Consider the following 11,319-nt stretch of genomic DNA (forward strand, 5'->3'; position numbering starts at 1 on the left):
CGAGTACTGGTCGTGGCGGCTGTGCGGAATGGCCTGCCTGCGGATGGTCCTCGACCACTGGTGGGGCGTCGCCCCGGCGCAGGTCCGGCTGGCCGAGGAGTGCGAGCTGGCCGGCGCGTACATCCGGCACCCCGACGGGCGGCTCGACGGGCTGATCCACTCGCCGTTCGCCGCGTACGTCCGGGCCCGCTGGGGCCTGGACGCGCAGGCGGTCAGCCCGCTGCCCGTGGAGCGGCTGCCGGAGGAACTCGCCCGGGGCGTGCTGCCGATGATCTCCGTCCACCCCGCGATCCGGACCCTGGCCCCCGAGGTCCCCCGCCCCGGCGGACACCTGGTGCTGGCCGTCGGTGCGGACGACGACGCGCTGTACATCCACAACCCGTCCGGCTTCCCCGACGGCTCCCAGCGCGCCGCCCGCGTCCCCTGGGCGGACCTCGACCGGTTCTACGCCGGCCGTGGCATCCTGCTCGGGCCGCCTCCGACAGGTTGAACTGTGCTGTGGCGGACGGCTGTTGACGTTTCGTCGGCCCGGGTCCCCGCCGGTCGGTCCGGCGGGGACGTACCGGGCCGGAGGCGGCGTCAGGAGGCGTTCGGCAGGCCGATCGGCGTGGTGGGCGGCAGGTCGGCGCGACACGCGGTGGAGATCGGGCGGAGCGCGTCGGCGAGTTCGTCGAGCTCGGTGCGGTGGAAGTGCGTCCAGACCCGGGACGCGGCCAGGTCGGTGGCGGCCTCCAGCGCGACGTGGCGACGACGGCCCTCGGTGGTCAGCGACCCGTCCGGGTTGAGCCACTGACGCTCGATCAGGCGGGCCGTCGCCTCGTCCCACTCGGCGTCCGTCCACCCGCGGTGCGGCTGCATGGTCTCCCGGCGGGTGTCCAGCGCGCAGCGCACCACCAGCGCCTCGCAGCCGTCCAGGCCCTCCGCGACCAGCGCCGCCACGTGCCCGTCGCCGCGGTGCTCGCGCAGCACCGTGGTGGCCTGCCACAGCCGGGCCAGCCGACCGTCCTGGGCGGGCAGCGCGGCGTTCGCGGCGGCCAGCACCCGACCCGCGCAGTCCAGGCCCTCGACGGCGCGCTCCAGCAGCTCCACCGAACGGTCGATCAGATTCGGCTTCACCTCCGCGAGCACCCGCCCGAGCGCGCCGGTCGCCCCCTCGACCCGCGCCTGCAGGGCCTGTTCGGGCATGGCCCGGCCCCAGATCTCCGGCAGCGCGCGCTCCACCATCTTCGGCGCGAAGTTGAAGAACGCGGCCACCACCGGCGCGGCCTCCACCGCCCCCAGCGGCGCCGACCGTCCACCGAAGTAGCCGCGCCAGTACCCGCGCAGGCCCGCCGCCTCGTACGCGGCGCGGGCCTCCGGGGAGAAGTAGGTGAGCGCGTGAACGGGTTCGAACAACCACCACAGGGCACGTGCGGGGTGGACGACCTGGGTCATCGGATGCCTTTCGGTGAGGGTCGAGCTGAGGGTCCCACTGCTTCGTGAGCCTGCCAGAGCGGATCGGCGGCGGGAAGGGAAGATGTTGCGGCCGTGTGAACATCCCGGCGCCCCGGCGGGCGCCTGATCAGCGGTTCGTGCGACGCGGGTGGGCTCCCGGGGGGCGGGGTCGCCGGGGTGCTGCGGGCGACTACCGTTCCACGGGCGGCGTGGTCGCCGGGGTGCTGCGGGCGACTACCGTTCCACGGGCGGCATCGCGAGCGGGTTGATCGGCATCAGCTCCCGGCAGATCGCCGCGATCGGCCTCAAGTCGGCCGTCAGGCGGTCGAGTTCGTCGGGCGACCACCCCTCCCAGACACGGCCGGCCGCCAGGTCGGTGGCGGCCTCGACGGCCCGGTGCCGGACCAGGCCGAGCTCGGTGACCGCCCCCTGCGGCGTCAGCCAGCCCCGCTCGACCAGCCGTCCCGCGGCGGCCTCCCACTCCTCGTCCGTCCACCCGCGCATCGGCTGGAGCACCTTGCGGTCGGCGACCAGCGTGCAGTGCAGCACCGGCGCCTCGCAGCCGTCCAGCCCGGCCGCGACCAGCGCGGCCACGTGGCCGTCCCCGCGGTGCTCGCGCAGCAGGTTCGCGGCGTTCCACAGCCGCCCGTGGACGTCCGCGGGCCGGGGCAGCGCGGCATTGGCGGCCGCCAGCACCCGGCCGGCGCAGTCCAGTCGTGCCACCGCCTCCTCCAGCGCGGCCGTCGCCGACTCGACCCGCGCGGGCTCCACCGACTCCAGCAGCCGGGCCAGCGCCGCCGCCGAGCCCTCGGCCCGGGCGGCCAGCACCTGCGCCGGGCCCGCCTGCGACCACACCTCCGGCAGCGCCCGCTCCACCCGCCGCGGCGCGAAGTTGAAGAACGCGGCGATCACCGGCGGCGCGTCCGCCGCCCCCAACGGAGCGGCGCGGGCCGCGACATAGCCGCGCCAGTCGGCCTCCAGCCCCAGCGCCCCGAGCGCCGCCCGGTTCTCGGGCTGGAGGAAGGCGACGGCGTACACCGGCTCGAACAGCTGCCACAGCGCGCGGGCCGGGTGGACGGGAGCGGACATCGGGAGACCTCCCACGGAGACCTTGCCGGCCGGGCGAGCCGGGTGGGCTCTCGCGGCCAACTCGGGCGGACGGCAACTTGGTTGGACGAGGGTGATCCCGGTGGGGGCCGGAGATCGTCCACGTGCTGATGACCTTAGCGACGGCCGGGCAACCCCGGCCGGGATGTGATGACGATCACCCGGCGGCCGGGGCGTGCGGTAGCCGGTGACGCGGCGCGGGATGATGTGACGAGGCGCCCGGTTCCTGCGGCGCCGCCACCCCTTGCTCACGCTCTCGCACTCTCGCACGAAGGTAGTCGGTCATGGCGCAGATCAACCCCAGCATCCTGTCCGCGGACTTCGCCCGCCTCGCCGAGGAGGCCGAGGCGGTGCGCGGCGCGGACTGGCTGCACGTCGATGTGATGGACAACCACTTCGTCCCCAACCTCACGCTCGGCGTGCCGATCGTCGAATCCCTGGCCCGGGCCACCAGCACCCCGCTCGACTGCCACCTGATGATCGAACAGCCCGACCGCTGGGCCCCGCAGTACGTGGAGGCCGGCGCCGGCTCGGTCACCTTCCACGTGGAGGCCGCCGCCGCGCCCGTCCGCCTCGCCCGCGAGATCCGCGCCAAGGGCGCCCGGGCCTCCATGGCACTGAAGCCCGCCACCCCGATCGAGCCCTACGAGGACCTGCTCCCCGAACTCGACATGCTGCTCATCATGACGGTCGAACCCGGCTTCGGCGGCCAGGCCTTCCTCGACATCATGCTCCCCAAGATCCGCCGCACCCGACAGCTGATCGACAAGCACGGCCTCGACCTCTGGCTCCAGGTCGACGGCGGCGTCGCCCCCGCCACCATCGAGGCCTGCGCGGAAGCCGGCGCGGACGTCTTCGTCGCCGGCTCGGCGGTCTACGGCGCGGCCGACCCGGCCGAGGCGATCCGGGCCCTGCGGGCCCAGGCCGAGACGGCGACGGCGGCGGCCGGGTGGGGTTGCCGGCACTGAAGTCGCCGCGAGGGCGGGGCGGTTGCTGCAACTGCGGTGCGGGCGGGGCGGTCGGCAGCCGATCGTTCAGGGTGGACTCCCGCTGGCGGACTCTCGGTGGTGGGCGTTCGGTGGCGGACGTTCGGGGCCGGGTTGAAACCGGAGCGTGTCCGGGCGGCGTCACGTGAGGGGTCCGGCCTGTCGTCGGGCGGCGTCATGTGAGGCGTCCGGCCTTTCGTCGGGCAGCACGGTCATGGTGGAGCGGAGCAGGGGTGGGGGCAGAGGTGCAGGTGGCGGAGGAAGTCGAGGGTGTGGGGGAGCAGGGGCCGGAGACGGCGGTGCCGAGTCTCGGGCGGCGGCGGTTGCTCGGGGCGCTGGCTGTCGCCGTGGTCGGTGCGGGGGCGGTCGGTGGGGCGATGGTCGAGGACGTGCTGCCCGGGGGTGCGCGACTTCGACGGGCGTTCGGGATGACCGGTCGGGACGGTACGGTGCCCGGCTTCGCGGCCGGGGCGGTGCGGACCGGGACCGAGCACTCCCGGGCCCGCGGCCGCGATGTTCAGCTCGTCGTCATGGACCCGCCCGGCGCGGACCGTCACGACCTGCCGGTCTGCCTGGCGCTGCACGGGCACGGCAGCGATGCGACGGCGTTCGTCGATCTCGGGGTGCCGCAGTTCCTGGCGGCCGCAGTGGCCGCGGGCGTCCCGCCGTTCCGGATCGTCGCGGTGGACGGCGGTGACGTCTACTGGCATGCCCGCAGTGTTGCCGACGACCCGATGGCGATGCTCACCACCGAACTCCCGGGCTGGCTCGCCGCCCGCCAACTGGCCGAGCCCACCCGGGTCATGGGCATCTCGATGGGCGGCTCGGGCGCCCTCCAGTACGCCCGTGCCCGGCAGGGCGGGGTGTCCGCGATCGCGCTGCTCAGCCCCGCGCTGTTCCGCAGCTGGGAGGACGCCCGCACCGTCGACGCCTACCGCGACCGGGCCGACTGGCGCGAGCACGAGCCGCTGCAGCACCTCGGCGAACTCGGCCGGGTCGGGCGGATCGGCGTCTGGTGCGGCACCGAGGACCCGTTCTGCCCGGCCGCCCGCAAGCTCTCCGGCGCGCCCGGCGTCCAGACGCACTTCCCGCGCGGCCTGCACACCGGCGGGTTCTGGCGGCGCGTCATGCCGGACGCGGTGGCGCTGCTCGGGGCCCGTTGACCGTTCGGGTCACCCCGGTCTGTCGCTACGGGGGACGGCGGGGGCGGCGGCCGATACTGGCCGCCATGAGCAACCTCGATCTCAAGCCCGCCCCGGCGGTCTGCGGGCAGCAGGCGACGACCGGCCCGGTCAAGGATCTGCTGACGGGACGTCAAGTGCCGCTGGGGGAGTCCACGGTGGTGCGGCGGCTGCTGCCGAACCTCGGGCGGCGGATGGTCGGCGCCTGGTGCTTCGTCGACCACTACGGGCCGGACGACATCGCGGACGAGCCCGGCATGCAGGTGCCGCCGCATCCGCACATGGGTCTGCAGACCGTCAGCTGGCTGCACGAGGGCAGCATCCTGCACCGCGACAGCCTGGGCAGCCTGCGGACCGTCCGCCCCCGCGAACTCGGCCTGATGACCTCCGGCCGGGCCATCTCGCACTCCGAGGAGTCCCCGCGCGACCACGCGCCGCTGCTGCACGGCGCCCAACTCTGGGTGGCCCTGCCCGACACCCACCGCCACACCGCGCCCGCCTTCGAACACCACCCCGAACTCCCCGTCGTCACCGCCGACGGCCTCACGGCCCACCTGATCCTCGGCACCCTCGACGGCGCGACCTCCCCGGGCACCACCTACACCCCGCTCACCGGCGCCGACCTCACCCTCCGCGAGGGCGCCGCCCACCGCCTCCCGATCGAGGAGGACTTCGAGTACGCAGCCCTGTCCATGTCCGGCAGGGTCGAGATCGACGGCGTCCCACTCGAACCCGGCTCGATCCTCTACCTCGGCTGCGGCCGCCACGAACTCCCCCTCCGCGCCCGCACCGACGCCGCCGTCCTGCTCCTCGGCGGCGAGCCCTTCGACGAACGCCTCGTCATGTGGTGGAACTTCATCGGCCGGACCGGCGAGGAGATCGTGCAAGCACGAAGTGACTGGGAGAAGGGGGTTCGGTTCGGCGAGGTCCAGGGCTACCTGGGCGACCGACTGCCCGCGCCGGAGCTTCCGAACGTCGCCCTCAAGGCGCGAGGAAACCGCGCCTGACCTGCACCTATACCGCACTCGGCGGTCGCGGCGACCAGGCCCTGCGAGGTGGCCCGCGACCGCCTTCGGCTCTGGACGAGACGCCGGCGAGCGTCGCCGGCAGAGCTCCCGGCAGCAGTCCCGGAGACCTTGCCGATTCCCACCTGCGGGTGGGTTTTGCATGCTGTGGGTGGATGAGTGCTGACCTTTTGCTGGCTTATCTGACGAACCGCCAGTAGGGGGATGAGCTGTTCGCGCAGGTGGCAGACATGGGGCTGGCTGCTTCGCCGCTCCATCACCCGGGCGATCCGACCCGTTCTCGGCAGACCCCCGCTCGCGCGGGGAGGAGGCGGGCGGGACGGCGGTCGGCATCCGAATAGGCGTACACGCGCAGCCGCCTGCACCGCGCCGTGGTGATGATGGCCCTTGTGACGCCGCCGACGTGCGGGTCCCCGCGAGCCGCCCCGGTCGAACCGGCCGTACGGGCCCTTCCCCCCATCCACGGAGGACATCATGACCATGCTGCTGATCCAGGGCTCCTTCGACGAGGCGTGAGGGAGCCCGCCATGAGCGACGCCACCGACTTCCTGGCGCTGTCCGAGCCGCTGACCGGCGAGGCCTCCTTGGACGCCACGCGCTCCGACGCAGCACCTGGAGGACACCGCCCGTGCCACCGCGGTCGAGCCCCTGCAGGCCGACCTGCGCTTCCTCGGCGCCGGCCACCTCATGGGCACCATGCGCAGGGGCACCGACAAGAGCACCTCGGTGTGGACGCCGCCGACCGGTCCCACGACCACCCGGGCGTCTGGGTCGCCGGCTCCTCCGCCTTCCCGACGGCCGGGACCGCCAACCCCACCCTCACCCTTGCCACCCTGACCCTCCGCACCGCGGACGCCCTCGCCAACACCCTGTGACCGGGAGGTACACATGTCCATGCTGCTCATCACCGGCACCTACCGGATCACCGGTGACTCCCCCGACGGCGACACCGTTCGCTTCTACCCGGACGACGCGGCGTTCTGGTGCGACGTCCCCGGCATGCACAAGGTCAAGCGGAACGAGTACGGCGGGGTCTCGATCCGGCTGGACGGGATCGACGCCCTCGAAACCCACTACCCGGGCGTCGGTGACTTCGTGCACCAGCCGCTCGGGCTCGGTGCGCACGCCGCCCGGAACGAACTGCTGACGTGGCTGGGCTTCACCGAGGTCGTGCGCGACGACAAGGAGGAGGAGCGAGTCCGCTCCTCGAAGCCCGGGGCCGTGCCGGGCTACATCCTCACCAGCGGCGCCGACGTCTACAACCGCTGCATCGCACTGGTCGGCCGGGGCGACGCGCCCAAGATCGACACCGACCCGGATCCCGCGCGCAGCGGCACCCACCTCAACGTCACGGTCGACATGCTGCGCGCCACCGCCAACCACCACCTGCTCTCCCTCGGGCTGGCCTACCCGACCTTCTACAAGAACCTTCCCCCCGACCTGCGGACGGACATGACCGCCACCGCGCAGCAGGCCCGGAAGGACAAGGCCCCCGACAGCGTCTGGCTGAACGACAAGACCACCAGCGGCGCGAAGATCGAGAACCTCGAATCGCTCACCGACGACCTGGTCATGCTGCCCAAGCTCTTCCGCCACCTCGTCGACTACGTCCGCGTCTTCGGCCCGGACCTGGGCGGCGTACCCGCCTTCCTGGCGGGCAGCGCCGACGAGTACACCCTCCCCGAGGACCGCAAGAAGAGGATCTTCGGCCTCCAGCACGTGGTCCAAGTGACCGACGGCACCCTCCGCATGACCCGCCCGATCGAGGACCTCATCTTCGCCGAGAAGTAGCACCAGCAAACACCCGGCGCGTCCGCGAGCCACCCCGGCCCGCGGACGCGCCGACCGCCTCCGTGGCGACGGTAGGGGCACGGCGCGGGCTCGCAGGCCGCCGCACCAGCCGCCGCCCGCACCCGCCGGCCTGGTTGACCGGGTTCCGTGGTGTGTGGTGGAGCTTCATCGGCCGGTCCGGCGAGGAGACCGCGCCGGCGCGGAGCGACTGGGAGCAGGGTTCACGCTTCGGTGAGGTGCGCGGCTACGACGGGGCCAGGCTGAGAGCTCCGGCGTTGCCCGGTACGCCGTTGAAGCCGCGTGGTCGGGCGCGCTGAGCTGCGGTGGTGGGAGGGTGTCGTGGCCGGGCCCCTGATCCGTTGGTGGTCGGGTGCGGGGGGATCGGGGGTCCCGGCGGGCTGGGGAGGGGGGTGTCACAAAGTGACGGGCAGTGACTGGAGGCCGCGGAAGACGAGTTCGGGTACGTAGGTGAGCTCGGATTCGTCGACGGCGAGGCGCAGGTTCGGGTAGCGCTTCACCACGGAGCCGATCGCCAACCGCATCTCGCGGCGGGCCAGTATCGCGCCGAGGCAGAAGTGCGGCCCGTGGCCGAAGGCGAGGTGCGCGGCCGGGCCTTCGCGGGTGATGTCGAAGCGGCCGGGGTCGGGGTACACGGCGGGGTCGTGGTTGGCGGCGACGATGACCGGCAGGACCGGTTCGCCCGCGCCGATTTCGACGCCTTCCAGTTCGACGGGCTCGGTGGTGACCCGGACCTCGGCCGAGGTGAAGAGCCTGCTGTAGCGCAGCAGTTCGTCGACCGCCGGTGCGATCAGGTCCGGTGACGAGCGCAGCAGCGCGAGCTGGTCCGGGTGGCGCAGCAGGGTCAGGAAGGAGTTGCCCAGCTGGTTGACGGTCGTCTCGTGGCCGGCGATCAGCAGGCCTTCGAGGTTGGCCAGCAGCTCGGGTTCGGTGAGGTGGTCGCCCTCGTCGTTGGCGGCGACCATCGCCGAGATCAGCCCGTCGTCCGGCTGCGCCCGCTTCTGGCGGACCAGGTCGGCGAGCCAGGCCTGCATCTCGCCCTGCGCGGCCTGCAGTTCGTCCGGAGTGATGTTCGTGACGAACAGTCGCCTGGTCCACCTGCGGATGGCCTCCGCCTCGGAGTAGGGCACGCCGAGCAGCTCGCAGATGACCATCAGGGGGAGTGGTGCGCAGAGGCCCGCCACCAGGTCCGCGGTGGGATCGAGGGAGTCGAGCAGGGAGTCCACGACGGACTGCACGCGAGGTTCGAGCTGGTCGACCATGCGGGGGCTGAACGCCTGCGACATCAGCTTGCGCAGGCGGGCGTGGCGCTCGCCGTCCAGGCTGGTGATCAGGAGCGGGTCGGTGGCGACGGACAGTTTCAGCGGGCTGCCCGGAAGTGTGGCCGCCTCCCGGCTGAACCGGCTGTCGCTCAGTACCTGGCGCACCGCCTGGTAGGAGAGGGCGAGCCAGACGTTCGCCGGACCGATCGTGGCGCGGACGACCGGGGCCTGCGCGAGCAGGGCCTCGGCCTCGGGCTCGTTGTCGAGGTGGTGCGGTGTGGTGAAGGGGAACGTGGCTTGCATCGCTGCCTCCTGACTGGGTGTCACCGGGCCCGGCCACCGGGCGCCGGGCGCGAACGGCCGGGACCGATGCGCGGATCGGTGACAGCTGGTTGGTGTGCCGCCGGGCGGTGGCGGTTCGCGATCGTCTCGAAGTCGGTGGTGGTCGAACGGTTCGGCCGGTGCTGTCGGCGGCGCCGGTGGTCGGTTCGCCCGAACCGGGTGGTGAGCGCCGTGCGGAGGTGTTCCCGGGCGGCCGGACGATGGTCGAGGACGTTCTTCTGCGCGAGTGCGGACGGGAGTCTAGGGCGTTGTCACCGGCGGCGTCGACGGGTTCCGGTGAACCCGGCCCGGTCGTGGCGGCGCAGGGCGCGGACGCACTTGCGCGACCGGGCCGGAAGGTCCATTGGCGGATTTGCGACGGGTGGCCTGTGAGGAACGACGCGTTTCATGGGGCGCACGGGACGGATTCCGCCACAGCGCCCGCTGCTTCGCAGGCATATGACGGTGTGATGTGCTCCGTTTGAGACAGCCTGTGATCGACCTATGGCGATGGTGTGACGTTGCTGCCATGCTCATCTGCGCAGCCGGACGATCATCGCCCCGGCCGCTGCGCCCAGCGCTCAGCTCACCAGTGCTTTTTCCTCGAAGAGCGTCGCAGCGCTGTCACTTTCGAGGTCCGCTCCACTGATCCAGACGCTCGAAGCGCGGTCGGGTCCGGGTTCGAACACCACCGGGTCGCCGACTGCCCGTGCGCTCGATGATCCGGCCTCGTGCGCGGCCGGAGCCGCGGCATCGGGACTGCTACGGGAACACCCCGCCTTTCTCCATCCCTCCGGCTCACGAGGTGTCGATGTGATGCGCTTCCCCTTGGACTCGGACGCCGATCGTGTCGCTGTCATCGGCATCGCGGGCAGGCTGCCGAAAGCCCCGGACCCGGCGGCGTTCTGGCGACTGCTGTGCGACGGGACCGACGCGATCACCGCGCCGCCCGAGGGCAGGCAGGGCGCACGGCGCGGCGGCTACCTGGACCGGGTGGACGGCTTCGACGCGGCGTTCTTCGGCATCTCGCCCCGCGAGGCCGCCGGCATGGACCCGCAGCAGCGGCTCATGCTCGAACTCGCCTGGGAGGCCCTGGAGGACGCCCGGATCGTGCCGGGCACGCTGACGGGCGGCCCGACGGGGGTGTTCGTCGGCTCGATGTGGGAGGACTACACGTCCCTGACCTACCCCGGCCACATCACGCCGCACACGCTGACCGGCACCAGCCGGGGCGTCATCGCCAACCGCGTCTCGCACTTCCTCGGGGTGCGCGGACCGAGCATGACGGTCGACACGGCCCAGTCGTCGGCGCTGGTCGCGGTGCATCTGGCGGTCGAGAGCCTGCGCCGCGGCGAGTCGGCGCTCGCCCTGGCCGGCGGCGTGAACCTCAACCTGACCGCCGCCCGCGAGGAAGGGGTGGAGGAGTTCGGCGGCCTGTCCCCGGACGACCGCTGCTTCACGTTCGACGCCCGGGCCAACGGCTTCGTCCGCGGTGAGGGCGGCGCCTTCCTGGTCCTGAAGCCGCTGGACCGGGCCGTGGCCGACGGGGACCGTGTCTACGGCGTCATCCGGGGCAGCGCGGTCAACAACGACGGCGCCACGCAGAGCCTGACCGTGCCCAGCGGGCAGGCCCAGGAACAGGTCATCCGCGAAGCCCTGGCCCGGGCCGGCGTGCGTCCCGCGGACGTGCAGTACGTGGAGCTGCACGGCACCGGCACCGCCGTCGGCGACCCCGTCGAGGCCGCCGCCCTCGCGGCGGCCTACCGCGACCCGGCCGAGTCCGGCGACGCCGACAGCGCCCTGCGGGTCGGCTCCGCCAAGACCAACGTCGGCCACCTGGAAGGCGCCGCGGGCATCGTCGGTCTGCTCAAGACCGTCCTCAGCGTGCACCACCGCGCACTGCCGCCGAGCCTGAACTACGAGACCCCCAACCCCGGCATCCCGCTCGACGCGCTGGCGCTGCGGGTCCAGACCGCGCTGACCCCGTGGCCGCGGCCGGACGCGCCCCTGCTCGCCGGCGTGTCGTCGTTCGGCATGGGCGGCACCAACGCGCATGTGATCGTCGAGCAGGCGCCCGACGCGGCCGCGCCGGCCCGGCGGCCCGCCCCCGAGGCCCGGCCGGCGCCGTGGATCGTCACGGCGCGGACCAAGCAGGCGCTGCGGGCGCAGATCGCGCGCCTGCACGAGCACGTGC

The 11,319-nt window shown here is 73.1% G+C and carries 10 protein-coding genes and 1 pseudogene; 8 read left to right on the forward strand and 3 right to left on the reverse strand.

The window, feature by feature from the left end; translation table 11 throughout:
* A partial coding sequence (locus IEZ12_RS18025; RefSeq protein WP_229847642.1) for a C39 family peptidase occupies positions 1-490 on the forward strand: 490 nt, incomplete at its 5' end.
* A gap of 89 nt (positions 491-579) precedes the next feature.
* Here IEZ12_RS18025 and IEZ12_RS18030 read toward each other — a convergent pair.
* Positions 580-1,434: an SCO6745 family protein gene (locus IEZ12_RS18030; RefSeq protein WP_189272902.1), complete on the reverse strand. Its 855-nt coding sequence runs from the start codon at positions 1,432-1,434 to the stop codon at positions 580-582.
* A 234-nt stretch (positions 1,435-1,668) separates the two neighbouring features.
* Positions 1,669-2,523: an SCO6745 family protein gene (locus tag IEZ12_RS18035; RefSeq protein WP_189272903.1), complete on the reverse strand. Its 855-nt coding sequence runs from the start codon at positions 2,521-2,523 to the stop codon at positions 1,669-1,671.
* 302 nt (positions 2,524-2,825) lie between these two features.
* Between IEZ12_RS18035 and rpe the strand changes: the two genes are divergently transcribed.
* From rpe to IEZ12_RS38605, 6 genes and pseudogenes are all read left to right on the forward strand, one after another.
* A complete protein-coding gene (gene rpe, locus IEZ12_RS18040) occupies positions 2,826-3,509 on the forward strand; it encodes a ribulose-phosphate 3-epimerase (RefSeq protein WP_043908460.1) in 684 nt (227 codons plus the stop codon).
* Positions 3,510-3,799: 290 nt separating this feature from the next.
* On the forward strand, positions 3,800-4,690 hold the full coding sequence (locus IEZ12_RS18045) for an alpha/beta hydrolase (protein ID WP_189272904.1): 891 nt from the start codon (positions 3,800-3,802) through the stop codon (positions 4,688-4,690).
* A 65-nt stretch (positions 4,691-4,755) separates the two neighbouring features.
* Entirely contained in the window at positions 4,756-5,715 is a 960-nt protein-coding gene (locus IEZ12_RS18050; protein ID WP_189272905.1) for a pirin family protein, read from the forward strand.
* A 746-nt stretch (positions 5,716-6,461) separates the two neighbouring features.
* Positions 6,462-6,608 (forward strand): GMC oxidoreductase, encoded by a 147-nt coding sequence (locus IEZ12_RS18055; protein WP_189272906.1) that lies wholly within the window; start codon positions 6,462-6,464, stop codon positions 6,606-6,608.
* A gap of 13 nt (positions 6,609-6,621) precedes the next feature.
* Positions 6,622-7,524 carry a nuclease gene (locus IEZ12_RS18060; protein ID WP_189272907.1) on the forward strand — a complete coding sequence of 301 codons (903 nt, stop codon included), beginning with the start codon at positions 6,622-6,624 and terminating at the stop codon, positions 7,522-7,524.
* A 152-nt stretch (positions 7,525-7,676) separates the two neighbouring features.
* Positions 7,677-7,841 (forward strand): annotated as a pseudogene (locus tag IEZ12_RS38605) (pirin family protein); the annotation flags it as partial.
* Positions 7,842-7,937: 96 nt separating this feature from the next.
* Here the strand turns inward: IEZ12_RS38605 and IEZ12_RS18065 are convergent.
* Positions 7,938-9,107, reverse strand: coding sequence for a cytochrome P450 family protein (locus IEZ12_RS18065; protein WP_189272908.1), 1,170 nt, complete (start codon positions 9,105-9,107; stop codon positions 7,938-7,940).
* An 834-nt stretch (positions 9,108-9,941) separates the two neighbouring features.
* On the opposite strand from IEZ12_RS18065, the gene IEZ12_RS18070 reads away from it, so the two are divergent.
* Positions 9,942-11,319, forward strand: a 1,378-nt coding sequence (locus tag IEZ12_RS18070; RefSeq protein WP_189272909.1) for a beta-ketoacyl synthase N-terminal-like domain-containing protein, incomplete at its 3' end; no start/stop codon positions are given.

Source organism: Kitasatospora griseola, from assembly GCF_014648555.1.
Lineage (GTDB): Bacteria > Actinomycetota > Actinomycetes > Streptomycetales > Streptomycetaceae > Kitasatospora > Kitasatospora griseola.

Bases quoted from the DNA above. Each gene is read 5' to 3' on its own strand.
- IEZ12_RS18065 (WP_189272908.1), bottom strand. From the start codon at position 9,107: ATGCAAGCCACGTTCCCCTTCACCACACCGCACCACCTCGACAACGAG.
- IEZ12_RS18030 (WP_189272902.1), bottom strand. From the start codon at position 1,434: ATGACCCAGGTCGTCCACCCCGCACGTGCCCTGTGGTGGTTGTTCGAA.
- IEZ12_RS18035 (WP_189272903.1), bottom strand. From the start codon at position 2,523: ATGTCCGCTCCCGTCCACCCGGCCCGCGCGCTGTGGCAGCTGTTCGAG.
- IEZ12_RS18060 (WP_189272907.1), top strand. From the start codon at position 6,622: ATGTCCATGCTGCTCATCACCGGCACCTACCGGATCACCGGTGACTCC.
- rpe (WP_043908460.1), top strand. From the start codon at position 2,826: ATGGCGCAGATCAACCCCAGCATCCTGTCCGCGGACTTCGCCCGCCTC.
- IEZ12_RS18050 (WP_189272905.1), top strand. From the start codon at position 4,756: ATGAGCAACCTCGATCTCAAGCCCGCCCCGGCGGTCTGCGGGCAGCAG.